The sequence below is a fragment of the Bartonella sp. AD24XZML genome, from assembly GCF_042196485.1.
Taxonomy (GTDB): Bacteria; Pseudomonadota; Alphaproteobacteria; order Rhizobiales; family Rhizobiaceae; genus Bartonella.
This window is the reverse complement of record NZ_JBHIQH010000112.1, coordinates 1-25,261: the sequence shown is the minus strand read 5'-3', so window position 1 is coordinate 25,261 and position 25,261 is coordinate 1. Positions and strand designations below refer to the sequence as shown.

Here is a 25,261-nt window from a genome sequence, read left to right as displayed (position 1 = left end):
TTTATAGAGAAATGTTAAAAATCCTATTCCCTAACTTTTATTTACGCGTCCCTCACTGTAAAAAATATATGGAAAATCAATTATCTATATAGATAAAAAGAGGTCTTGTTATTTCTAGCAATAAGAACAGCATTAATCAGGTAGTTTTTATAAACTTTAAAACATTGCGACAAAAAGAAAAAGTTTGACTCAATAGATGAAGAATTGCGCTTTTCTCATATTCTAGAGGACGAATCTGAAGTGCTACGCTGGACTGAAACCATGTTCCAGTTTTCTATAATAGACTACCAAGAAGGTCATACTTACGAACCATATTTTATTGTTGAAACAGAAAAAGCTACATATTTGTGCGAGATAAAGCGTGCTTCATATAAGTGTGATATCTCTCTTTATGCATTGAGATATAACATATTTGTAGCATGAAGAGTAAATTTATTAAAATCATGATAAGAGGACGATAGGAACTTTATAGGTGTATCATCATAGGATTAAGTAGTTTTGTTGAGAGCTATTTCTATTTCTGCTAAAAGGTTTTTGATATATTTAATTATTATTTCGTAATAGTGGATGTAATTTATTTTTATGTGCAAGAAAGCTGATTGATTGTGTAAAATATTATTCATAAAATGACATTATTCTTAGCCTGTTAAGGACATTTTTTCTAGTGAGGTTTTTGCAATTGCAATGCTCTTTTTCTTATTCTAAATTTTGGTTAAAAAAAGCGTATAGAGGTGTTATTTTAAATTTAAAATATGCATATTCCATTGTTGGTGTTACTGTTGTAAAAGATGATATTTTATTTGATAAGTATAAGGTTTTACCAAGGAGATCGATGTATAGATAACATTTAGATTGTTACAATATCTTGGAAAAAGCAATGGGTAAATAATTGATAATTGTGCTACGAAGGTTGTTAGATGGGCGTGTGTCAGCAATTCTTAATAAAAAGGTTTTTCTTGATAGTCGTTTTTTTTCAAAATACTGCTCTTCTTATGCAAATTTTATGTTGGTAAGCTATGCAGTTTTCACGGGAACAGGATAATGCATTAAAGGCTGTTGCCGCGTGGTTGAGGGAAGGGCGTTCTCCTCTTTTTCGCCTTTTTGGCTATGCGGGGACCGGTAAGACGACGCTTGCGCGCTATTTTGCAGAGACAGTTGATGGTTCTGTTCAATTTGCTGCTTTTACAGGGAAGGCGGCGCAGGTTTTGCGTTCTAAAGGTGCAAGCAATGCTTGTACGATTCATTCGCTGATTTATTGTCCACGTGGAGAAGAGGAAGTTTCCGATGAAATAACAGGAAAAAAGTCTATTGCTCCAACATTTACATTAAATCGAAGAAGTGCTGCTGCACAAGCTAAACTCATTATTGTTGATGAGTGCTCGATGGTTGATGAACAATTGGCGCGTGATTTAATGAGCTTTCGAACGCCAATTCTTGTTCTTGGTGATCCAGGTCAATTGCCTCCTATATCTGGTGGGGGCTTTTTTTCTAATGGGAAACCAGATTTTCTTCTTTCAGAAATTCATCGGCAAGCGCGCGACAATCCGATTATACGTCTTGCTATGGATGTACGTGAAGGACGCGATATTGCTTATGGTGACTATGGAGAAGCGCGCGTTGTAACACGTAAAGAGGTCAATCAACAATTGGTTTTGGATGCTGATCAGGTCTTGGTAGGGGTTAATCGTACACGCCACCTTTATAATCAGCGTTTGCGTGTGTTAAAGGGATTTACAGCAGATTATCCGCAAGCGGGAGATAAGCTGGTGTGTTTGCGAAATGATCCTATTAAAGGTTTGTTGAATGGCTCTTTATGGAAGGTGATGACTTCACAGAAGGAGACCGTTAAACCAAGTATTAATCTTCTTGTGAAACCAGAAGAAAGTGAGCGTGGGGTAGCAAAGATTAAACTTTTAAAAGCAGCGTTTGAAAACTCTGATCAAGAAATTTCATGGCAATTAAAAAAGCGATATGATGATTTTGATTATGGGTATGCATTAACGGTTCATAAGGCGCAAGGTTCTCAATGGAATAATGTCGTTTTGTTTGATGAAAGTTTTGCATTTCGTGATATGTGTGCGCGCTGGCTTTATACGGGAATTACGCGCGCAGCAGAGTGTTTAACGATTGTTCGATAGAAAAAAATGTGTATATCATCTAAGTTTCAGATGGAAAATGCCTTTTTTCTATCTTGTTACATACTATAAAAAATGGAAATGGGCATGGCGGTAAAACTTTCGGTTAATCTTAATGCTGTTGCTGTTTTGCGTAATCGACGTAATCTTCCGTGGCCAAGTATAACGAATATTGGGCATATAGCGCTTGCTGCTGGAGCAGCAGGTTTGACGGTTCATCCACGCCCTGATGAAAGGCATATTCGTTTTGCGGATTTGCCAGATATATACTGTTTAATCAAGAACATTTTTCCTACAGCTGAGTTTAATATTGAAGGTTATCCCAGTGATCAATTTTTGGATATCGCTGAAAACTATGCGGATCAGATCACCCTTGTTCCTGATGATCCAGATCAGTCAACGTCTGATCATGGTTGGAATTTTGCTCATGATGCAGAATTTTTAGCACCTATTATTCAGAATTTAAAAAACAGAAAGATTCGTGTATCCCTTTTTGCTAATCCTACTGTCGATGGTCTTGATATTGCTAAAGCAATGGGCGCTGATCGTGTGGAATTTTACACGGGACCTTACGGTGGTGCATTTCAGGATAAAACAAAACAAGATCAAGAGCTCAATAAACTTGTTTTAGCAGCAAGAAGAGCAAAAGAGTTGCAGTTAGGTATAAACGCAGGGCATGATCTGACACTGATGAATCTTCCTGCTCTTGTCAAAAAGATTCCTTGGCTTGATGAAGTTTCTATTGGCCACGGGCTCATTGCTGATGCATTAGAGTATGGAATGCATGAGACTGTTCAGCGTTTTATCCGGTTATTATCGTAACCTTTTTCTCTCTATAAAAATTGGAAAAGAAATTTTTATAGAGGTTTGCCAATTTATCTTAAAAAACAATTTTATATATGTTTGAGATAAATAGCACTATTATCGTGCATTATAAATATTCTATTGTTCCTCTATTTATTGGTTGCTTTCTATCTTTTGTTTTTGAGTGTATGCGATGTTTTTTATTTGTACTATCCATTATGAGGAAGTTTTAAAATCTTCTTATTATAATTTCTTTGAATGGAGAAGAAATAGGGTTTGAAAGTATTTCCATTATAAAGGAGTGCGTAGGATTTTAATGGATCAATACACAAATTTTCTTGATATTTGAGCTCATTTTTGGGTTATCTGTAAATAGTATAACGTAAAATCTCCTTATGAATAAGCTTAATGCAATAGGAACTGTTAAATAGAATGATGATATCGACTTGTAGCTTTATGAAGTAAAGAGAGTGATGTGCAATAAATCTTACACTATTATAGGGAATTCTTGAAAAGGGCTTGAGCATATTAAAATTTTTTTATAAGGCGCCATAAATGGATAACATAATGGTCGTATGGGGGGCTTCTTCGCGTGAGAGGCGTGGATATTAAAGAACGTAAAAAGTAAAAACATCCTCTTTATTATTCTAAAGATATTGTTGTATATGCTTTTGAAAGTTGTATTAACACAATACTTGTTATTTTGTAATTTTTCTTGCTATCTGTATTGATTTGGTTCATGTTAAAAATTGTATATTGTATCTTAATTTTTAGAATATAGCGTTTTGTTGCACGATAAAAGAGTAGAATATTAGCTAAATTTTCTTTAGAAATCTTATTTTGTGTAATTATTGTTTTTGTAGAATAGCAGTTGAAGTTTATTTGGGGATCCGTATATGTTTTAGGAATGTTTGGGGACTACAGTTTTTCTATGCAATATGTAAACTTTAAAATTATTCAATTGCTGTGTTCTTATAAGCGGTGTTTTTTGTCTTTATAAGTGTGTGATGCACTGTAGATAATGTTTCTTATTGAATAAAAATAATCTGAAATCCAGTTTAAATAGAGAAAGAAGGAATTTTTTTATGCGTGTTTATTATGATCGTGATGCGGATGTTAATCTCATTAAAGGGAAAAAAGTAGCCATTGTTGGTTATGGTTCTCAAGGGCGTGCGCATGCTTTGAACTTGAAAGATTCTGGTGTTAAAAATGTGCAAATAGCTTTGCGTTCAGGGTCGGAAACAGTTAAAAAAGCCATGGCCGATGGTTTTGAAGTGGTGAGTGTTGCTGAAGCAGCAAAATGGGCAGATCTCATTATGATGGCAACACCAGATGAATTGCAAGCTGATATTTATAAGGAACATATTCATAATCATTTACACGATGGGGCAGCGATTGCTTTTGCGCATGGTTTGAGCATTCATTTTGGCTTGATTGAACCTAAAAAAAACGTTGATATTGTGATGATTGCTCCTAAAGGTCCAGGGCATACAGTTCGTCATGAATACCAACGGGGTTGTGGTGTTCCTTGCTTAATAGCGGTGGCGCAAGATGCTTCAGGGCATGCACATAATGTAGCATTATCTTATGCGTGTGGACTTGGTGGTGGACGTGCTGGGGTGATTGAAACAACATTTAAAGAAGAGTGCGAAACTGATCTTTTTGGTGAACAAGCGGTTCTCTGTGGAGGTCTTGTTGAACTGATTCGAGCAGGTTATGAAACATTAACACAGGCAGGTTATGCGCCGGAAATGGCTTATTTTGAGTGTTTACATGAAGTGAAACTGATTGTTGATCTCATGTATGAAGGGGGCATTGCAAATATGAATTATTCGATTTCTAATACAGCTGAATGGGGTGAATATATCTCTGGTCCACGTGTGATTACGGATGAAACTAGAGCAGAAATGAAACGTATATTGAAAGATATTCAAACGGGTAAATTTACATCGAATTGGATTCAAGAATATAAAGCTGGTGCTGCTCATTTTAAAAGTATGCGGCGTTTAAATGATAATCATCCTATTGAAGAAGTTGGTAAAAAACTTCGTTCTATGATGCCTTGGATAAAATCGAACGCTTTGGTTGATAAAGAGCGTAATTGAAGCTTCTACAGAGATATTTTGTCAATAGCTTTTATAATTTTATAGATAAATATCAAAAAAAAGGGTAACTTTAGTTACCCTTTTTTATATGTTTTTGGAAACATAAGCTTTATTTTTTAATTTTTTGCATAATTCTTTTTTCCAAAAAGAAAGTATACAATTCCTAAAAATATGAACCACGCTGGAGTGTATTTTAAAGCTATGGCAGTGTCAGCTTCTAATGACAATAAATAAATAATGAATGCAAAGAAAATAAGAAGCGCCCAGCACATAACAACACCTCCAGGCATTTTATAAGGAGAGACAGTATGCTGGAGAGGACGATTGCGGCGATAGACGATATAGCTGATCAAAATGATAGACCATACAAATATAAACAAAGTTGCGGCAATTGTCGTAACAATTGTAAAAGCAGCTATGAGTGTTTGAGATAACGATACAATTGCATAACCAAATAAGATGCATATACATGAAAAGAATAATGCGTTAGCTGGAACGTGGTTACGAGAAAGTTTTCCTAAAAATTTAGGAGCACCTTTTTGTGTTGCTAGCCCATATATCATACGGCTGGTAGAAAAAATTCCACTATTTGCTGAAGATGCGGCAGCTGTGAGGACAACAAAGTTCATCAAACCTGCGGCAGTTGGAATACCAATAAGTGCATACATTGTTACAAATGGGCTTTTTTCTGGACTGATTTGATCCCACGGCGTCACAGACATAATCACAAGAAGAGAGAATATATAAAAGAATACAATGCGGATTGGTATTGAATTAACAGCTTGTGGTAGAGCTTTTTGAGGTTCTTTTACTTCAGCAGCAGCTGTTCCAGCGAGTTCAATGCCAACAAAAGCAAAAATAACAATTTGAAATCCAGCAAAAAAGCCTGTAATTCCTCGCGGAAAAATATTCCCACCGTTCCATATATGGCTAAGAGAAGCAACCGTACCGTTTGGAGAGACAAAGCCGGTAAAGATCATATAAAATCCTACAACGATTAAGACTAGAATTGCTACGATTTTAATAAAACCAAACCAAAACTCAAGTTCGCCAAAGAGTTTTACTGCGACGAGGTTAAGAATTAAAAAGGACATAAGACCAATTATAACAGGAATCCACGGATTGAGTTCAGGCCACCAAAAGTGTGCATAAGTGACAATAGCAATAATTTCAGCAGTTCCAGTGACAATCCAACACAACCAATATGTCCAGCCGATAAAGAATCCGGCACATGGTCCTAGAAGATCGGTTGAGAAGTCAATAAAAGATCGGTATTGTGTATTAGAAAGCAATAACTCTCCCATAGCACGCATGACAAAGTATAGAGCACAACCAATAATTGCATAAACGAGTAGAATCGAAGGCCCTGCTACACTGATTGTTTTTCCTGATCCCATGAAGAGACCTGTTCCAATCGCTCCACCGAGGGCTATAAGTTGTATGTGTCGGTTATGTAGTCCACGTTGTAATTTCTTCTTAGTTTTTTTTTCTAAATTTTGTTTGTTCATTTTTGGGGAGTTCTCCTTAGTTATTTTTAAATAAAATTACCCTAAAAAAGGTAATTCCTTCTATCGGAACACGCTATGGTTAAGGAGTAAAGGAATTTTTTTCTATGACTATATGTGAATAAAGCAAGAACATTATTCATTAATGGAATAATTATTTTATATATAAGAAACAAAAGATAAATTGTATTATATTTTTTTGATTTTTATATTTTATATATAATTATTATTTGTATATAAAAAATAATTATATTTATTTATAGTAAATTTTTATATAAATATATTTATACTTAAAATTATTTACTTATTTATATTTTTATATATAAAAATATAAATAAAATTGTAAATTTATTAAATATAAAACTTTATTTATAAATAAAATAAGTTTAAATTGTTAATATATTATTTAAAAAATTAAAAAATATATTTAAAATTTACATTTAAGTATTAATATTTAAAATTTATTACAAATAGAAAAATATTTTCATAGAATCTTTTTTTATTGCAGATAGCTATTAAGATATATTCTGTTTAGAGCTACATTTTTAATTTTGGTAAAAAATTGAATATAATTTTTTTGGGAGGGGAGTTTTAGATAAAATCTCATGTTTTATTAGTAAACAATGTCAGTGAAGTTTATAGAGAATTCTTTACAAAATAGCTCGTTCTTATCCTATTATACAGTAAAATACTGTTGTGTAGAGTAGTGATATAAAGCATATAACATTTTACACATTAAGTATTTTTAGAATGTGTGGTGAGTGTTCAGGGCAGGGCTAGCCCATAGAGCCTTATGTAGGTGAACCATATAAATGATCAGCAGCATTCCCTCTTAATAAGCTGGATTGTTCACAAACCGGCGCTGGTAGGAATCGTCGTTTTTTGATGTTTGGGGAGGAGGTTAAGTAGAAAAAGGGTAACTAAAATTACCCTTTTTTGAGATGTTTTATGTATAGACTTTATTTGTTACCTTGAGTGATTTTTTTCTTTACAAATGTAAAATAGGTTATGCCTAAGCAAATAAACCAGAATATACCGTATTTTAAAGCTGTTAGGGTGTCTTCTTCTAACGTTAACAAATAGAGCATGAAAGCAAAGAAAACTAAAATTATCCCGCACACGATAACTCCTCCTGGCATTTTGTAGATGGATTCAGCATGCAAATGAGGGTGATTGCGACGATATACAATATAGCTAACCAAAATTACAGACCATACGAATAAAAATGCAATAGCTGAGATGCTCGTCACAATTGTGAAAGCACTTATGAGGCTTGGAGAGAGTGAGGCAATTGTATACCCTATTAAAATACATAAGCAGGAAAAGAATAGAGCATTGGCTGGAACATGATATTTGGAAAGCTTACCTAAAATTGGAGGAGCACCTTTTTGTGTTGCAAGTCCATATATCATGCGGCTAGTAGAAAAAATACCACTATTTGCCGAAGAAGCAGCTGAGGTGAGAACGACAAAGTTTACCAAACCAGCAGCTATCGGAATACCAGCAAGCCAAAACATCGAAACAAAGGGGCTTTTATCTGGAACAATTTGATCCCAAGGTGTGACTGACATAATCACGATGAGAGAGAAGATGTAAAAGAGTACAATACGTACTGGTATTGCATTAATTGCTTTTGGTAGAACTTTTTTAGGATTTTTGACTTCAGCTGCAGTTGTTCCTGCAATTTCTATACCAACAAAAGAAAAAATGGCAATTTGAAATCCAGCAAAAAAACCTGTCATTCCTCGCGGAAAGATATTTCCATCGTTCCATACGTGATTAAGAGAAGCAACAGTACCATTGGGAGAAGTAAAACCCGAAGCGATCATATAAAAACCAACAACAATTAATGCTAAAATTGCTACGACTTTGATAAGACCAAACCAAAATTCAAGTTCACCAAATAGTTTTACGGCAAAGAGATTAAAAATTAAAAAGAAACCAATACAAGAAAAAACGGCAATCCATGGATTAAGCGTTGGCCACCAAAAGTGCATATAAGTGATGATGGCAATAATATCTGCAGCTCCAGTTACAACCCAGCTCAACCAATAGCTCCAGCCTACAAAGAAAGCGATTCCCGGTCCTAGCATATCGGTTGAAAAGTCAATAAGGGACCGGTACTGTGAATTAGAAAGCAATAATTCTCCCATAGCACGCATTACAAAGTATAGGGCACATCCAATAATAGCATAAACGAGTACGATGGAAGGGCCTGCTACACTAATTGTTTTTCCTGATCCCATGAAGAGTCCTGTTCCAATAGCTCCACCGAGGGCTATAAGTTGTACGTGACGGTTATCTAGTCCACGTTGTAGTTTCATCTGAGGACCATCTTTTAAATTTTGTTTATAGCTCATTTTTTGGGGGTTCCCTTTAATTATTTTGAGATTAAATTACACTAAAAATGCATTATTCTGTATCGAAGCATGATATAAATGAGGTGTAAAGGAAAAAAACGTTTTTTATGATTTTGTGTGGATAAAGAAAAGAATATGTTTTAGGAATATGGTTTTGAAAAAAGAGAATGTTTTTCTCTTAAATAACGTAACAGATATTTGAATAGGGAGCTTTTTATTGTTATTAATAACAAATTAATTGTTCATTAAAAGAGGTGGGGCTTTTAAAATTATTTCAGAAAACTGTCAGGAGTTTTTATAATTTTTTGAAACTTATTATTTGTAATCAGTGCATTATTTATTATTATTCATAATGGTGAGAGTTTTAATTTTTGCTCAAATAGCACTCGAGAGTTCTCATCTTAGTTTAAGAACAATTTGTAATGGAAAATTAAAATGATTTTTAAAATCATTTTTTTGTTTGTATGGTGCTATCATAAATCAAAAAGTTACTTTTGTTTCATAAACGAAAAGAGGAATATCATAGCTTATTTTTTTAAGTGATGAATAAGGATTTTGTTTAGATATTGGTAACATTTATAAAATATTGCGAGAAACTCACATTGTTTACACAAACGTCCTTGAGAGTATGATAAAGAAATGCAACGTAATTCAGTTATACAAAGAAAAAAAGAACTGGGGATTGTATAAGCTCTGTTAGAGATTGAGCTATTCATAGTGAGAGACAGAATCAGGAAAAGATTGCTCTATTAACTTTACAATTTGTTATCAAAAAGATAAAACTATCCAAAGAAAATGAAAAAAGAAAACAGAGATAAAACTGTTCCTGTCGCACTGTTAATCGAGCCTTTTACCCGCTGCTTTTTTAAGGCGGTACTGGTAAATGATATAAAAATGGTCATTAAAGTAAACCATGCAAAGATGTTGAAAGAATGTATGATTACAAGTTCAAAACCTTTTTTAATGCTACCACCAGAAGCTAAGAATTTTGGAAAAGCTGCTATGTAAAATATAGATACTTTGGGGTTTAGTATTTGTGTCAAAAAACCGTCCATATAGCTGGTTAAAAGCTTTGTTTCACTCGTAGCATGCTTTTCATTCGTTGAACTTCTTTCTTTTGAATTTAAGCTGTGTATTCCAGATTTAATTGATTTAAAGCCCATGTATAATAAATAGCTGCCACCCATGAGTTTTACTAAAAAAAACAGCGTTTTGTTGTTGAGAATGAGCGCTGATACACCTAGGTGTGGAAAATGCCCCATGCACATATGTTGCTGTACACAATCCTAAAACGTTTACAAATGCGTTCTTTCTTCCCAATCTCGTTGCATTATCGATGATAAGGGCCATATTCGGCCCCGGTGAGATGACTAAAAAAATGAAACAATGAAAAAGGTCAGTATTTGATGATTCATTTTACTTTTAGCTCTGAAATTAATTGATTTTCGAGATACAATTCTATTCTGTCAAACTGAGAAAGTTTTCCGACACCCTGTGGAGTGCCTGTGTATATGAGATCACCACGTCTTAGCTGAATGTAGTGACTTAAAAATGAGATTATCTTCTCAAAGCTAAAGATCATATTTTTCGTATTGCCAACTTGTCTTGTTTCGCTATTCAACTTCATTGCAAAGGTTATTGGGTTGTTTATTTTTTCCTTGTTTATGAAGTCAGAGACGTATGCAGCGCCTTTAAATCCTTTCGATAAAAGCCAAGGAAGCCTTTTTCCTTTCAGTTTTGTTTGCAAATCCCGCGCGGTGAGATCAAGACCTATTGCTACGGCATCATAGCATTCTTTTGCTTCTGCCTCCATGATCATGAAAGCGTCCTTTGAGATTTTGAGCACAATTTCAGTTTCAAAATGTATTTCTTTGGAAAAATCAGGGAGATAAATTTCATTACCTAAAACGAGTGAACTTTTTGGTTTGCTAAAGATAACGGGTTCATCTTCAACAACATTGCCTAGTTCATGAACATGTTCAACATAATTGTATCCAACACAGTAGATGTCATTTATCATGGGAGCCCTCCAAATTTTTTATTTTCTCTTTGTATAGGCAAGAGAAAACTTTGCAAACAACATTTTTTCTTATATCGCGTTTTGCGTTTTCTGGAAAAGAAGCATTGTGTGGGTTGATGACTAACCACGATGACAGCTCTTCGCATTATCCTCTTTTGAAGAGTGCCCAATCTTATAGTCTTTGAGATTATTTTAATTTTGATTGCCAATTTTCTGAAATTACTTTATTACTTAAAGAGTGATTTTGCTCGTCTACGCAGCGATTAGTAGGGTCTGAAAGTCCTAAAGTTTGATCATAAATGAGCCCACTCTGTGGGTGTCTCGGAATTATGGGATATTTTTCTATGTCTAGGTGCTATGAGCACTAAAAGCAAAAATCTGTTTCGTATTCAATACTTTCAGGCTCTCGGAATACTAATGCGAGGGTGCTCGCGCCCAGCGGGGGGAGCTTAAGAGTGAAAAGCAAAAAGCTACATTTTAACGGCATTTCTATAGGCAAAAAATTCGCTTTCAAAGAAAAATGCAGGGAATGTCGTAAAAGCAATTAGGGCACCAATTAGGAATAACTTTTCAACAAATCCAAAAGTATGAGAAAGTCTGTGAGGGTTTAAAAGAAGCAGACCGTGGCAAACTTATGGTATATGGAACGGAGAAGATTTTTACCAGCTTTAAGATAGCACAACAAATAGCCGGAACTGGAGAGCGTGTTTTGTTTCTCGTGCCTTTTCTGGCTTTGATGTCACACACGATAAGAGAATGGACACGCTATACAGAAGTACCGTTTCATTCCTTTGTGGTGTATTCTGATACATAAGTTGGCAAGCGTCGTAAAAACAAAGAAGCTGCTGCCGAACTCGATGTCTCAGATCTCGCTCTATCAGCTATCAACTGATGCTCAAAAGCTTTGAAAAAAAGCAAATAAAGTATTAGTAAATGCAATGACTGTGGTGTTTGCTACTTACCAATTAATCCAAGTGATTGCGGATGCGCAAGAGAAATACGGTTTATCAGAATTTGATCTGATCATTTATGAAGCAGCGCAGGTTAAGGCAGATAAGGTAGAACCTTTGGTTGTAGAAGCGAAGGAAGTAGCCGAGACTGCGAAGTCGACAGCAGAAGAAGCGAAGAGTGTTGCGGAGCAAGCAAAAGAAGAAGCTGATACGACGAAGCAAGGGCTTGGAGAGGTCAAGAGTTCATTAGACACGGTGACAGCAACGACAAATTCTGCGAATACAGCCGCCTCTGAGGCAAAAGTGTTAGCGGAAGAAGCGAAGAGTGCATTGACAGAAGTTCAAGAGAAGGCACAGAGGAACAGTGACAGTCTTTCTGAACTTCAAGGTAAGGTAGGTTCTCTTTCCACTAATTTTTTAGAGAATGTGCGTTTTCATCAACCTAGCAGAATTCTGGAAGCCGATCCGAAAAATAGAAAAGGTCTTGTGATCAATGACGGGGCATGTTTTCGCTTTTATCATGGTGGAGAGAATGGGGGTAGGTACCTCTTTTACCGCGTTCCAGGGCGTGGAAGGATGACTTTTGACGAAGATCTTGAAGCAGGAAAGGATTATTATATATATCTCATCTTAAAAGATCAGACGAATGAGCTATCCTTTGAGATTTCGCAAAATCCAACGGCTCCTGATGGCTATACAGAGGATAATTCTGAAAAGATCGGTGGATTTCATACGCTATGTGCGGATGTTGGTGAGATTGAAGGTCATCTCTTATCGGGTTATCAAGCGGGGGATGTTTTGCCCAATTCTGTTTGGTGTTTAAATCACCGCCCACGTAGTAGTCCAGAAGGGATGGTTTACAATCCGTGGCATAATATTTGGGTTGATATTTATCTTCAATCAGGGACAGGTGTAAATGCAAAGTCGGCATATGGTGTTCCGATAACGAGCAATCGTAGCTATGCGAATCATGCCTTTGATTTTTGGTCTGTTAATAAGAGATTTTTGACGAGTGATGAGTTTTCGCCATGCATGTATGGAAGTAATCAAGCAACCAGTATTGTCGGCAATCAAGCGCCTTCTCCTAAGACGTCTGGAGGACACGTTGATACAAACAATAGACGGATGATTTCGCATATCGGTTGTGAGGATGGTTGCGGTTATGTTTGGCAATATTTTGTCTGGTTGTTATCCCGTGACTAAATGGCATACAGGGGAGCAAGGAAGCAGTTTACGTGTAGACATAAATGTTATGTTGGGAGGAGGCGATTGGACTGGTGGCTCTAACAATGATCATCTTGTACGGAATTTTGCGCATTCTCGTTATGTAGAAGATGAAAAAATAGGCGCCCGTGGATGTAGCGAGCCACTTTATTATAATTAGCGCGAGATTGATTAGAACATCATTTTATCCGGCTCCACTTTTGTGGGGCTTTTTTTATGGAGCGTCAGATGAGAAAGATATCGAAAGAAGGATAGGCACTTCATCGTGAAGTTTTAAAATCAAAGCTTTTTCTACTAAACTCATGATCTCAACCAGAGCAGCACAATCTTATCACTCATATTTTCATGCCTAGAAAATTGAGATAATGCCATCCATAAATCGCATAAGAAGTTAGTATTTACCTTCATTGCACACCTCCATGGATTTTTCTCTCAAACATGCCGCCAATCCTTTAGGTGTGATTTTTGTTGAAGGCAGCACCTTTTCTGTTCCATTCGGTTTTTGAATGGTGATGGCAGAACAGTCCATGAATCCTTTTTTGATTTTATCCTGATTAAAGGTAACAATGGACCACTTGGAGCACGTCGATACACCCAATCATTTTTATGCAAGTAATCTGTTAAATCCTTTGGTCTTATCTCCAACATCTTCGCGGCTTCAATCAAACCAAACAAACCATCAGAGCGTTTTAAGCCTTCTAAAGCTTTTGCTTTTGGTGCTAATTCTGAAATAACATAGTTTTTCTGCTTAATTTGATTTTGTAGATGATTTAAGGCGCCAAGTAATACTTCGGGTTTGGAGTAATCAATTTGTGGAATAGCTACTTGTCTTTCCAACTCTTTCCAACGGTCAATTATCTTTGCTCGTAAGGCAGTGCTGTAACTAGAAACAAGAATTAAGCATTCACGCTTTGGCAGGTTATAACAAGGGCGGCTTTCACCTTTGTTATCAAGGTAGTGCCCACCAAAATCAACCTCCTTAAATTTGAGGGCGTTAAGTTCTTCAAGCGTTTTCTTAATGTCACGCATAATATTGTCATGCCTTTTGCCACATAATTCAGTAATTTTAATAATGGTATTCATAAAGAATTCTTAGATGTTAGACGTTCCTTAATGACATTCTAAAAGAGTGCTGGGCACTAAGAAACACGGCATCTAGTCCGTCGTTACGCCTTTCCCCGAAGGGGGTATATGGCATAGCCACACCTGACAAAGCTATTATATGCATGTAGCACACAATGAGTTAAAGCTTTTAAATTGCGGAAGATTAGTTATTTCGGCAACTAATCCGCTAGTTGTTTTAAGGTGTTTTTGAGGCACCTGATTCGAAAATACCTATTACTATAGAATTTTCCAGCAACAAGAATTACTTTTTGCTAAGAAAACGTTTCACATATTGTACAGTGTACATATTGAAATTATTATTTATCAATGAGTCAAGTGTACAATGTACAGTCAAATTGAAAATTCTGTCGTTAGCGATAGTTCGCACTAGTCTGCCCCGCAACGAAGCCAACCCGCTGGGAAGTACCTTTTGAATTGATTTTATTGACTTTTTTATGAAAAAAACAAAGCATAAATGATGATCTTTTTTAAAATTGCAATAAGAATATGTAATGCCTAAACTCATAAGGATATGTAAGACATAGATAAAGCGTGAGAACATGATCTAGCCTTTTTTTATTAGCAGCGTATTCTTGACGAGAAAGTTGTCTCTGTATGTTTTTGGTTAATCTTTCATTGGCATGTTGTGCAATAGCACTTGCAATTTCTGGCTTAGACATCACTTTAGCAATTGAAGGTCCTTCTTGTTTTGCAATAGGGAATTGATCTCCATCCGCTCTTTGAAATACATTACCATTCAGCTTTTTTAATTCAACACGCTTTGGAAAACTGCCCCCCTTATAAAACCATGGGGTAAGCTTTCTTTTTTTCCAAACAGTGTGTAAGTTACGCCGCNTTCTTTTTTTCCAAACAGTGTGTAAGTTACGCCGCGTTTTGTTTCGTTTACTTTAAAAAATTTAAGAGGTATTGGTGTTCCAGAACCAATGATATCTGTCTCAAGAAACCTTGCTGTTGCCTTTCCTTTAATATAAACACCTTTTCTTATACGCTTTGTTTGGGTTGATGAGATGTCGGCAACTTGCTTTTCAGTAAAGCGTTCGACTATTTTACTGCGGTGTTTAGAGCATTACGCAGAGCCCAATTAAGGCGTGGTGCTTGAAGACTGGTGAAGGTATCCTTTACCTGTTGAAGATACCATTTTTGGTGGATGATTAACTTCAACTTCTAAGCCTTTTTTGGGGTAGGGGTTAATGGCTTGGAAGCTTTAGATTCTTTTGGTTTTTCGAGAGAGGTTTCCTCTGTTACTGTTTCAGATAATATTTGGTTGGGTTCTTTTTCTACTTGCTTAATGTGTTCAATTGTCTTGTCGGGTTTTATTTTTGTTTGAACATCAACAAAAGGTTTTACAGCATTAGCGCGCTTGAGACGTGCGTAGACTTGATTGGAAACTTCAACAAATGGATTATTGGGTGTTGATGGTTCAAAGCGAACAGTGCTTTTATTGTCGCCAACAACACACATTGGCTTAGTGATGACAGCTTTCATTATGGCTCCTTTTGAGTCATAATTAATGACATCATTAGTCAAATATTGATTTTTATTCTGTGAAAAATTGTTTAGCCGATTGTCAACAGAAAAAATCATGATCTTATGCTTTTTTATTTTTTACCTAAAGTTGGTGTTTTTAAACATTAAAAATTGTAGAAAAAATTCAAGTAAGAAATGTTGATAACTTTGCTAAGACTTCGCCCATTACGCGCTACTATATCTAAAGAACGCGGTTGGTTGCAGCGTATCACACCTGTTGTATGCAGCCCTGTTCCCACCAATGAAACAGCAAAGCCTGCTATTCTAGCAAAATTTCCTCCACTCGTAATGGGCAAAACAATGGGTGTTTTTGTTAAACGATTAAACGCCTCCGGTGACACAATCAGTACAGGATGCGTTCCTTTTTCTCATAGATAGAGGTTGGGTCAAGCGATACAAACCAAATTTTACCCCGCTTCATTACAAGAGCTCTCTGCCAACAAGCTTAGCATCAAACCACTCTACATCTTTATCCGCAAAATCGTCCGAAGTATTACATTGGACTAACAATTCTTCAAGAGTGTAATTTTGCGATATCTATAGCCAAACCCACTTGCATATTTCAATAAGATGAAGAACATCAAGCAATGCAGGTGGTGTAGAGAGCATAACTGATCCTCCAACTTTACGTAATTTTGTTGTATGCATAAAATGCCCTCTCTAATATTATAAAAAATATAACATAAAGCCCATGATTCAATAGCTTTTTATGCTTTTGTGTAAATGTTTAAGACGCGCATTTAGAGCAATACGCAATATACTCTGAATAAAGTCAATATTTTTTATCTCTCTGTTGATCTCGTCTATAAGAGGTTCGTAATTGAGAATGCCTTTCGGAATATCACCACCGTAAACCCATGCTTTTACTTGCGCTTTGGTACTAAAATCCGCATTCTTAGGTGTTTTGTAATACTGACCACCATCAAACTTTTCACACTCTCTTGTGCCGTCTTCGTATTCGTAGAGGTTGTAAAAATACTCCTCTGTCCCATCCCCCATGGGGCATACCCACTGCCGTTGCAACAAACCTCTTTCGCATGGGTTGTTTACGGTTTTTTAAGAATAGATGTTTTAAAATGAACATGCTTTAATCCTAATTTTACAAATTTGTCTATTTGCCTCAAATTTGACCGTACAGAGCGTTTTATATGATAGGTTTTTTATCATAAAATCTTTAAATCACTCTGTACGGTGCCATTTTGTCGATTTAAATGCACATCCAATCAAAAAACGATCAGAAATTTTCACTAGTTTGCTAACCTGCAATGTTTTTCACTTGCTTTCAACCAACGTGAGTGGTCTTGAATTCTCTCTCATTGCCTTTTCTTTCAGCCTTTTTTCACGGGTATTCAAAACAGCCTGGTGTACAAGATTGGTTTTTGTCAAAAGACTATTTTCCAAATCACGACATAATTTTACTAACTCACGAGTGTTTGGAAAAAACGTATCCGATAAACCTTCTACCTCATCGCATAAAATCCGTTTAACCGTTTTTATGAGTGACCACGCAGAAACACTTTCCAAAACCATTCCATAGGTAAGCGCCATACCTTCATGATCTGCCTGTTGCGAAATTTTTTGAACCACACGAAAGCATCCGAATTGCCTTGGCTATGTCCTCTCTAACCCGTTTAGCTTTTTTCGTAATGTTCTCTTGCACGTGGATGGAAGGTTGGTTTTCTACACCCGTTTCGATTTGCTCTGATGTAGTCTCAACAGCAGCAACCTATGTTGGTTCGTCAACCTGTTCGTTTGTTTCTAAATTTTCAGAAGCAGTTTTTTTTGCTAAAATGATAGTTTTAGTTTATATATATTCTTATTCTGGTTCTTTATAGCTTGATTTTGCTTAGCGTTTGCTTCAGCAAAATCATTAAAATGTTTTTTATAGCGTTTTTATTGTACACTTTTTTCCAGCCTCACTATGAATTTGCGATATGTGCACTTTTTTATCAGTAAAATCTTTTAACTCTTCTTCAATGCGCGTATTCGACAAACCATTATCTTTCTCAAGAAGTTTATCATTCTTCATGAGATATTCGACAATAGTTGCAAACTTTTTTGCGAGCAATTGCAAGCGCGGGCAAGCATTTCAAAATCTGTTTAATTGGTGCTTTTTTGTCATACATGCGAATGAAAAGCGTTATATAAATGCCCCTTTGTTCTCATGTCATTCCATCTATCTCACTGTTCCAGTCATTCAAAAGGAATCTTATCCATGGCATTGCATTAGACATGCGCATTCCCTTCTTTAACTAAATATAAAATTGCTAAAGCATTTGCTTCGTTGTCATCTTTTGGATTGTATTCTTTTGCACACACCGTCTTAATCATCTCTTCTTGTGAGGCATTGACTTTATCTGTTGTGATCTTCATTTTGTAAGCCATTGCTGAAAACGCAAATAGCGCATACTATCGCCTTTAAAACGACAAAATTCAAAATTGACAAGTGGCACTTGTTATACTGCTGTCTACACGAGAAATCGCCCAGCCTGTCTTAGATCTAGATCAAGGCAGAGAACGGTTTGTGTATTGATGATCATCTTCCCCCGTGAAGGCTGTTGCGTATTTATATGTGCGCTATGACAGAGCGTGTTGTGATTGCCTGTCTTGAAAAAATGGTCGTGAGAAAGTACTTGAAACTACTTTTGGGCCAATTTTTTACTGCCATTCGAGGAAAAATAATCTTAGAAGCAGTTGATTTTCGAATTAACTCTTCTTGTTTTTGAATCACATCTTTTTGTGCACGTATTATTTCAGCTTCTTTATCTACTATTTTGTCTTTTGCATCTATCTCTTTTCTGAGCTTTTGCGTCGTTTTACAAGAGTCATGAAGAGTATAAGCCAATCCCAAATTAGCAATATTGATTGCCTCTCCATCCTATAAAGACGAGGAGGAGGTCAAAGTGCTAAAAAGGTACCTCAAAAAGCAGCAATGATTCGTATTTTAGCACCACCGCGGTGCCGTCTTATAGCGTTATAATAAAGTTACGAAAGGTGGTTTAGAAGGTGCTTTAATTTTTTTGATTTTTAATAAATCATTGGAAAATAAGAGAGATTAAGATAATCTGGTGCGGACGGCGGGACTTGAACCCGCAAGGTCTTCGACCGGCAGATTTTAAGTCTGCTATGTTTACCGTTTTCATCACGTCCGCGATGTGAGTTCTCTCATAAGCTATATCTTTTATTGAATCAAGAATTAATGACAAAAGAAACATTTTTCATTTTTTAGTGAAATTTTGGCTGACAATAGTTTCCTTTATCGATAGAAAAAGCTTTTATAATGTAAATAAAGTATGAAATGATTAGTGTTATGAGTCAATTTATTCAAGACGTCACAAAAGCTATGGTGGGATTGCATCACGTGTTTGCTGAAACACCACTTCAAAGAAATGATTTTCTTAGTCAAAAGTATGATGCAGAAATTTATTTAAAGCGTGAAGATTTAACACCGGTGCGGTCTTATAAGATTCGTGGTGCTTTCAATTTTGTTTCAGAAATGCTTAGCTGTATATCACCAGATTCTGCATTTGTTTGTGCTTCAGCGGGGAATCACGCGCAAGGGGTTTCTTTTGTTTGTCGTTATTTTAAACGTAAAGGCGTGATTTTCATGCCTATGACAACGCCACAACAAAAAATTGAAAAAACACGTATTTTTGGTAAAGAATTCATTGATATTCGTTTGGTTGGTGAAACATTTGATCAATGTTATGAAGCTGCGCAATCCTTTGTCGTAGAGAGCGGTGGTGTAATGGCTCCACCTTTCGATGATATTCGCATTATTACAGGGCAGGCAACAGTGCTTTGTGAAGCTGCTTTACAATGGAAAAAACTCAATGGAGAAAGTGAGCCAGATTTGATGATTGTGCCAGTAGGGGGTGGTGGTTTGGCAAGTGGAGTGAGCAAGTTTTTACATGAATATGGTTGGAAAACAAAGCTTCGTTTTGTTGAGCCGCAAAGAGCTGCAAGTTTGCTTGCTTGTTTGGAGAGTGGAAAACGCGTCAAGCTTGAAAGCATTGACACTTTTGTAGATGGTGCTGCTGTGGCTGAAATTGGTGCACTAAACTATACAATTCTAAAGCAATTTCCCCCTGATTCTGTCATTACGGTTCCTGAAAATCGCGTTTGTTCTACGATGGTTGAAATGCTTAATGTTGAAGGTGTGGTTCTTGAACCGGCTGGTGCTTTATCGATTGATGCGCTTAACAGTATTCCTCCTCAAGAGTTAAAGGGGAAAAAAATTCTTCTCGTTATTTCAGGAGGTAATTTTGATTTTGAGCGTTTGCCAGAAATTAAAGAGCGTTCTTTACGTTTCCAAGGGTTGAGAAAATATTTTATTTTTAGTTTTCCGCAACATCCTGGTGCATTGCGTCATTTTCTTTCCACATTATCACCAGATGATGATATCGTACGTTTTGAATATCTTAAAAAGTCAGCGAGAAACTTTGGTTCTGTATTGGTTGCGATTGAAACAAAAAAATACGGTAATTTTTGTCTTTTAGAGGAAAAATTTCAAGCGTTAGGTTGGCGTTATCGTGATATTACTGATGATCAAACGTTATTTGATTTTGTTATTTGAGAAACTGAAATTTTACTAAAACAAGAAGTATAATGATGAAACCTATTTTTTATTCGGTGCTGAGTCTATTTTTCTTTTTGATTGTTAATCAACAGAGTTTAGCATCTCAGCCAACAATAGTACAAAAAGATGAACTTTTAAGAGTCGTTGTTGATGTCAATAATGCTATAAAAAATGGGGATTTTATACCTATTTCTCGTTATATGCCTGAGCGGCTTTATAAAGAGATGGCACATCGATTGAATACAACAGAGAGTGCTTTACGTAGTGATTTTCTTCAACAGTTGCATAAGAAATTTGAGGGGTTGCCTTCTGGTGCTTATTATTTAGATAAAGAAAATATAGAGTATTTACAAACTGATAACGGTACTTTGTATGCTTTAATTCCAACAGTTCTTGAGATGAAAGATCGCATCATTCAATATAAAACTTTGGCGATTTTTGATAAAAAACAATGGTATTTAATTTATGGCGGTCAAAAAACTTTACAAAATCCAGTTTTTCTCGAGATTTATCCTGATTTTATCAAGGTACATTTACCGATGGATACAATCATCAAAAAGTAAACGATCTAAATATTGTTTTTATTCATGATAAATGTATTTCGTAAAGTTCTTGCTTTTTTATCATAATCCAAAGATAATAGAGATGAAGGCATTTAGGCTGGTTTGTTGGCTTTTTGTAAAGTGAAGTTTATACGCCTTTATCTTGATTTCAAGGTGTTCATGAGTTGCGCAAGCCGCTTTTTAGGCGTTGCTTCATTTAAAATGTCAGGGATTTCTCTTGCGCGGATTCTTGAGTGGAGAGTTCAGATGGTTACTTCTTTTGAGTTCTTCAGCTAAGGAAAGATTTTATTTTGCCTATAAAAGAAGAAAATGTTTTTACAAAGTTAGGTTTGCCTACTCTTTTGATTAAAAATTTACTCATTGCTGGGATGAGTAAACCTAAACCTATACAAGAACAAGCTATTCCAGTGATGTTGAAAGGACACGATATTTTAGGTGTTGCTCAGACAGGCTCTGGAAAAACCTTGGCATTTAGTTTGCCTATTTTAAGTCAGATTTTGGCTTTAGGTGATAAACGCTGCCCTAAAACTGCACGCGCTTTGATTTTAGCTCCAACGCGCGAACTTGCTGTTCAGATTGATGAAGCGATTCGCACTGCGGCGAAAGGAGCACATCTTTCAACATGTCTTATTTTTGGGGGCGTATCACGTTTAAAACAAATTAAACGTATGGAAGCAGGTGTGGATGTTTTGATAGCGACTCCAGGGCGTTTGAGAGATCTTGTTCGTGAAAAGTGTGTTGATCTTTCCCAATCTCGTTTTTTGATTTTGGATGAAGCAGATCGTATGTTGGATATGGGGTTTATTCATGATGTTAAGCAAATTGCAAAGCTTTTGCATCAAGAGCGTCAGACAGCACTCTTTTCTGCAACAATGCCGAGGGAAATTGCTGTGCTTGCAAAATGTTTACTCAATGATCCGGTTAAAATTGAAGTTGTTCCTCAAGGTACTACGGCTGTAGAGATTTGCCAAAAATTATATTGTGTTCCTACGAATGAAAAAAAGAATGTTTTAAGTAAACTTTTGACAAATCCAGCTTTTGATTCGGTTATTGTTTTTACTCGAACTAAACATGGGGCAGATGCTGTCACACGTAGTTTAGAAAAGATAGGATATTTAGTCGCAACAATTCATGGAAATAAATCACAAGGTGCTCGCCAGTCTGCTTTAAAAGCTTTTCGTGAAAGATCTGTGCAGATCCTAGTGGCAACAGATATTGCTGCACGCGGTATTGATATACCAGGGATAAGTCACGTTATTAATTACGACTTACCAGATGAAGCTGAAAGTTATGTACATCGTATTGGTCGTACAGGACGTAATGGCGCATCTGGTGTAGCACTTACGCTTTTTGATGAGAAGGTAGAAAGGTCCCGCTTGCGTGCTATAGAGCGCTTGATTCATATGAAATTGGTGGCTGAGGCTGTTCCAGAACAATTTGCAGCGTTTCCAGAAAAGCCAATTGTACGAGAAAGTAAAGAAAAAGAAAACGATAAGGAACGCCGTTTTAAAAAATCTAAACGTCAAAAACAGTTTTTAGGTCGAAAAGATGATGCTGCACAGTTGCAACGAAAGAATTCTTCACCTCAAAATGAGAGGCATCAAAAAGCAAAAGCGGTAGTAAAGCGTGCAAAGACTTTTCGTTTTCGGAAATCAGTTAAGAAGGCTGCTTAGATAAAGTCTTGAAAAAAGATCATGTACAGGAGATCTTTTACTTTTGTTGATTTATTCTCAATTGAAAAGAGTTAAAAGTAAGAAGATCCTTCAGAGGTTTTCATTTTTTAGAAATGAAAACTTCTAACTTTTTGGATTTATTAAAAATCTTTATTGTAGAGGCAATTATTTATTTGCTTTATTCCCATTTTTTTAAATGGGAATAAAGTAGATTTTATTTATATAAAATTATTTTTATAAAGGATGTGTTTTATCTTTAATGATAACTTTTAATTTTAAAAATTGATGTCTAATAATAACTCATTGTTTTATATATTTAATAATTCACTATATCGTATTTTTTTCATTTTTAAGTTATTTATGCGGATCAATCAAAAGTATTCGCTTGCACGTTATGTGTGAAGTTGTCATATAGATAATCATTTGAAAAATAAATAAAATAATTTTTATAAACTCTTTCCAAGGCAATGGGGGATTTCTGAGATTGAGAGTTGGAAAATAGTACGATGGTATGGCTTTTATTATAAATAAAGATGGGGCTGATCAATCGATTTCATTTTATACCATTTACGGGGGTGTCATTGTGAAAGAGTCTTGGGGGATTTAAGAGATATCTCTTTAAAAAAGCATGTGACTGCATAATACAATAGCGAGAATGTCATGATTTCTGAAGGCTTTCTCAAGATTCTTAACAATTTAGCTCGTTATCTTGGTTTTTACTGTAAAACTATTATTTGGGGGGCCATAAAGCCTATAAGATTTTATGTATTAAATGTTTTATGACAGTGTGGTGAACAAGGCAAGGTTGTTTGTAAAGCGTTGAAGTGGCTAGCAGGAGGCAACCTATTAGATAAGACGTTGGAGTGTTTACAGACTTGTTTTATGTTTTTTGCTTTTAGGATGGGGAAGAGGTTATGTGGGGTGTATGGAGATAATATATGACCTTGATTATTGTTTCTTCCATTTTTCAAAATGATTGCTTCATGAGCAGGTTTTTAAGTTTAATTTCTTTATTGAGTATAAATCATTCTTTCTTTGGAAAAAAATATGAGACAGTTTCATTGCTGATGGAGCTTAATAATTCATCTTTGATGAAAGAAATCGTAATTTATAATTTATAATGTGCAAATAATTGCAGTGCCCTCTTATAGAGGTGCGGTGGTTTGAGAAAAGTAATCTTATTTGTGCTATTTTAAAATGAATCAATAGTTTTTTGCGTTCATTGCAAAAAAACACATCCCGTAGGATATTGCGTTTCTATTTTATTGCAAAAATTCTATTACCTCACTTTTATTAACGAATCCCTCATGTCTAAAAGCTTGAGAAAAAACAATAAACTACGTGGAATAAAAGAAAAGTGGCTCCCCGGGCCGTTCTAATTGATTTTAATAAAATCAACATATTAATAAAATATAAGGGAATATTGTAGGTATTGTTTTTTTTAAGTTTTTTTTGCTTCTATCCCTAACTTTTTTGGAGCTTTTTTATTGCTTCAAGAGCTAATCTTTTACGATCTGCGCTCTTTGTATAAAGAGATGCCATTTTATCTTCTGTCCAGCCAAAAATTGCTTTCAATTGTGAAACTGTTGCACCAGAGTTAGCTGCGCGTGTTGCTGCTAATTTTCTCAATCCATGGGCTGATTTTTTAATACCTGCTGTATTACATGCTTCACGAAACAGGTTGCCAAAACTTTCTTTTACGAGCTTATTTCCATTTTTCCCGCAAATGAATGTTTCATTTCCAATAGGACCAATTTTAAGGGTTTCTGCTAATTCAGGCAAAATGGGTAGAAAAACATCTGTTTTAAATTGGCTCTTTTCTGTTTTCAGATGAATGATATTATCATTAACATCTTTCCAACCAATGCGAACGGCATCACCACGGCGTAAGCCCGTATAAAGAAGCACATCAACCCATACGCGTTCATGGGTACCATGTGACCAGCGTTGGTAATATTTCTCAACATCATCTTCTGTCCAAACAGCGAATCCGTCTTTATTGCTAAGAGCTGGTCTTTTTACTCCTATTGTTGGATTATTTTCCAAAAGTCCTTGGTCAATTGCCCAATTAAAAAGCCCATTAAGAGCTTTCAAAAAATTTTGAGCAGCTGATGGTGTTTCTTTACGCCGTTCAACACCGGCTATAATATGTTTTTTTTCAATTGCTTTGTATGGAATATTTCCTATGCTATCACATACCTTCATAAGGATGAGTTCTCTTTGTCTTTTAGTAGCTTTAGCAAGGCTATGCCAATTGACGCTATTAAAATATTGTTTAAGCAGCCATGCAAATGACCCTTCAATCAGTTTTCCGGTTTTAGGTTTTGGAGGGATTATGCCTTGTAATTCGGCAAGTGCGCTTTTGTAGTTGTCAACAAACTCTTGCGTTCCATAGGTTCCGCGTATTCTAATACGTTTTCCATGACCAATACGTACATACCATATGATTTTGTTATGGCGTGTGACTTCTTTTAGAAGATAGGGGGGGCGTGGTTTAGGCATAAGCAATTTTACATCTTAGAGAGTGCGATTTCGTAATATTCATTCTTTGACAAATCTAAAAGTGTGTCTGGATGTGCTGTTGAGTTTGGTAATGGGATATCTGCTTTCAGATAGATAAGCAGTTCACCGGTAGGTTTGATTTCTATGAGTTCGCATTTTTGCTTTTTTGCTTCTCTTAAAGCTCGTGCA

Annotated in this window: 18 protein-coding genes, 1 tRNA gene and 7 pseudogenes; 9 read left to right on the top strand and 17 right to left on the bottom strand. The window is 35.8% G+C overall.

The window, feature by feature from the left end:
* Window positions 1-1,016 precede the first annotated feature (1,016 nt).
* The 3 genes from ACFIMX_RS10085 (at window position 1,017) to ilvC (ending at window position 5,044) form a co-directional block, all read left to right on the top strand.
* Window positions 1,017-2,138: an ATP-dependent RecD-like DNA helicase gene (locus ACFIMX_RS10085; RefSeq protein ID WP_375694426.1), complete on the top strand. Its 1,122-nt coding sequence runs from the start codon at window positions 1,017-1,019 to the stop codon at window positions 2,136-2,138.
* Window positions 2,139-2,222: 84 nt separating this feature from the next.
* A complete protein-coding gene (locus ACFIMX_RS10080; protein WP_375694425.1) occupies window positions 2,223-2,957 on the top strand; it encodes a pyridoxine 5'-phosphate synthase in 735 nt (244 codons plus the stop codon).
* 1,067 nt (window positions 2,958-4,024) lie between these two features.
* Window positions 4,025-5,044, top strand: a complete 1,020-nt coding sequence (gene ilvC, locus ACFIMX_RS10075; RefSeq protein ID WP_375618692.1) for a ketol-acid reductoisomerase — start codon at window positions 4,025-4,027, stop codon at window positions 5,042-5,044.
* Window positions 5,045-5,160: 116 nt separating this feature from the next.
* Here the strand turns inward: ilvC and ACFIMX_RS10070 are convergent, their stop codons facing one another.
* From ACFIMX_RS10070 to ACFIMX_RS10055, 4 genes are all read right to left on the bottom strand, one after another.
* Window positions 5,161-6,552, bottom strand: a complete 1,392-nt coding sequence (locus ACFIMX_RS10070; protein ID WP_375618691.1) for an amino acid permease — start codon at window positions 6,550-6,552, stop codon at window positions 5,161-5,163.
* A gap of 956 nt (window positions 6,553-7,508) precedes the next feature.
* Window positions 7,509-8,909, bottom strand: a complete 1,401-nt coding sequence (locus ACFIMX_RS10065; protein WP_375618690.1) for an amino acid permease — start codon at window positions 8,907-8,909, stop codon at window positions 7,509-7,511.
* Between the two features lie 782 nt (window positions 8,910-9,691).
* Window positions 9,692-10,171 carry a LysE family translocator gene (locus ACFIMX_RS10060; protein WP_375694424.1) on the bottom strand — a complete coding sequence of 160 codons (480 nt, stop codon included), beginning with the start codon at window positions 10,169-10,171 and terminating at the stop codon, window positions 9,692-9,694.
* Window positions 10,172-10,320: 149 nt separating this feature from the next.
* The gene (locus ACFIMX_RS10055; protein WP_375632937.1) at window positions 10,321-10,929 is read right to left on the bottom strand and encodes a fumarylacetoacetate hydrolase family protein; all 609 of its coding nucleotides are present in this window, start codon (window positions 10,927-10,929) and stop codon (window positions 10,321-10,323) included.
* Between the two features lie 589 nt (window positions 10,930-11,518).
* Here ACFIMX_RS10055 and ACFIMX_RS10050 point away from each other — a divergent pair.
* The 3 genes and pseudogenes from ACFIMX_RS10050 to ACFIMX_RS10040 all read left to right on the top strand — a co-directional run.
* A pseudogene (locus ACFIMX_RS10050) lies at window positions 11,519-11,969 on the top strand (DEAD/DEAH box helicase family protein); the annotation flags it as partial.
* 486 nt (window positions 11,970-12,455) lie between these two features.
* Window positions 12,456-13,082, top strand: coding sequence for a hypothetical protein (locus ACFIMX_RS10045; RefSeq protein ID WP_375694428.1), 627 nt, complete (start codon window positions 12,456-12,458; stop codon window positions 13,080-13,082).
* Entirely contained in the window at window positions 13,042-13,263 is a 222-nt protein-coding gene (locus tag ACFIMX_RS10040; protein ID WP_375694423.1) for a hypothetical protein, read from the top strand. The genes ACFIMX_RS10045 and ACFIMX_RS10040 overlap by 41 nt, the downstream gene beginning before the upstream one ends.
* A 244-nt stretch (window positions 13,264-13,507) precedes the next feature.
* Here the strand turns inward: ACFIMX_RS10040 and ACFIMX_RS10035 are convergent.
* The 11 genes and pseudogenes from ACFIMX_RS10035 to ACFIMX_RS09985 all read right to left on the bottom strand — a co-directional run bounded on the left by ACFIMX_RS10035 (window position 13,508) and on the right by ACFIMX_RS09985 (window position 18,907).
* Window positions 13,508-14,186: pseudogene (locus ACFIMX_RS10035) on the bottom strand (phage antirepressor KilAC domain-containing protein).
* 593 nt (window positions 14,187-14,779) lie between these two features.
* Window positions 14,780-15,389: pseudogene (locus tag ACFIMX_RS10030) on the bottom strand (hypothetical protein); the annotation flags it as partial.
* Window positions 15,390-15,392: 3 nt separating this feature from the next.
* Window positions 15,393-15,713, bottom strand: coding sequence for a hypothetical protein (locus ACFIMX_RS10025; RefSeq protein WP_375634825.1), 321 nt, complete (start codon window positions 15,711-15,713; stop codon window positions 15,393-15,395).
* Between the two features lie 146 nt (window positions 15,714-15,859).
* On the bottom strand, window positions 15,860-16,096 hold the full coding sequence (locus ACFIMX_RS10020) for a type II toxin-antitoxin system PemK/MazF family toxin (protein WP_375640797.1): 237 nt from the start codon (window positions 16,094-16,096) through the stop codon (window positions 15,860-15,862).
* 79 nt (window positions 16,097-16,175) lie between these two features.
* Window positions 16,176-16,403: pseudogene (locus tag ACFIMX_RS10015) on the bottom strand (antitoxin).
* 48 nt (window positions 16,404-16,451) lie between these two features.
* Window positions 16,452-16,839: pseudogene (locus ACFIMX_RS10010) on the bottom strand (hypothetical protein).
* 188 nt (window positions 16,840-17,027) lie between these two features.
* On the bottom strand, window positions 17,028-17,342 hold the full coding sequence (locus tag ACFIMX_RS10005; RefSeq protein WP_375694422.1) for a hypothetical protein: 315 nt from the start codon (window positions 17,340-17,342) through the stop codon (window positions 17,028-17,030).
* A gap of 34 nt (window positions 17,343-17,376) precedes the next feature.
* Window positions 17,377-17,881, bottom strand: a pseudogene (locus tag ACFIMX_RS10000) (hypothetical protein); the annotation flags it as partial.
* 100 nt (window positions 17,882-17,981) lie between these two features.
* Window positions 17,982-18,295 (bottom strand): annotated as a pseudogene (locus tag ACFIMX_RS09995) (hypothetical protein).
* Between the two features lie 26 nt (window positions 18,296-18,321).
* Window positions 18,322-18,600 carry a hypothetical protein gene (locus ACFIMX_RS09990; protein ID WP_375618575.1) on the bottom strand — a complete coding sequence of 93 codons (279 nt, stop codon included), beginning with the start codon at window positions 18,598-18,600 and terminating at the stop codon, window positions 18,322-18,324.
* A gap of 221 nt (window positions 18,601-18,821) precedes the next feature.
* Window positions 18,822-18,907: transfer RNA gene (locus tag ACFIMX_RS09985), tRNA-Leu, on the bottom strand.
* A gap of 146 nt (window positions 18,908-19,053) precedes the next feature.
* Here ACFIMX_RS09985 and ilvA point away from each other — a divergent pair.
* The 3 genes from ilvA to ACFIMX_RS09970 all read left to right on the top strand — a co-directional run bounded on the left by ilvA (window position 19,054) and on the right by ACFIMX_RS09970 (window position 22,570).
* Window positions 19,054-20,331, top strand: coding sequence for a threonine ammonia-lyase IlvA (gene ilvA / locus ACFIMX_RS09980; protein ID WP_375612449.1), 1,278 nt, complete (start codon window positions 19,054-19,056; stop codon window positions 20,329-20,331).
* A 35-nt stretch (window positions 20,332-20,366) separates the two neighbouring features.
* On the top strand, window positions 20,367-20,897 hold the full coding sequence (locus ACFIMX_RS09975) for a hypothetical protein (protein ID WP_375694427.1): 531 nt from the start codon (window positions 20,367-20,369) through the stop codon (window positions 20,895-20,897).
* Window positions 20,898-21,187: 290 nt separating this feature from the next.
* Complete coding sequence (locus tag ACFIMX_RS09970; protein ID WP_375618573.1) at window positions 21,188-22,570, top strand: DEAD/DEAH box helicase; 1,383 nt, start codon at window positions 21,188-21,190, stop codon at window positions 22,568-22,570.
* A 1,464-nt stretch (window positions 22,571-24,034) separates the two neighbouring features.
* Here ACFIMX_RS09970 and ACFIMX_RS09965 read toward each other — a convergent pair.
* Window positions 24,035-25,072 (bottom strand): tyrosine-type recombinase/integrase, encoded by a 1,038-nt coding sequence (locus ACFIMX_RS09965; RefSeq protein WP_375694421.1) that lies wholly within the window; start codon window positions 25,070-25,072, stop codon window positions 24,035-24,037.
* Between the two features lie 8 nt (window positions 25,073-25,080).
* Window positions 25,081-25,261: hypothetical protein (locus ACFIMX_RS09960; RefSeq protein ID WP_375694420.1), on the bottom strand; the 181-nt coding region annotated here is incomplete at its 5' end.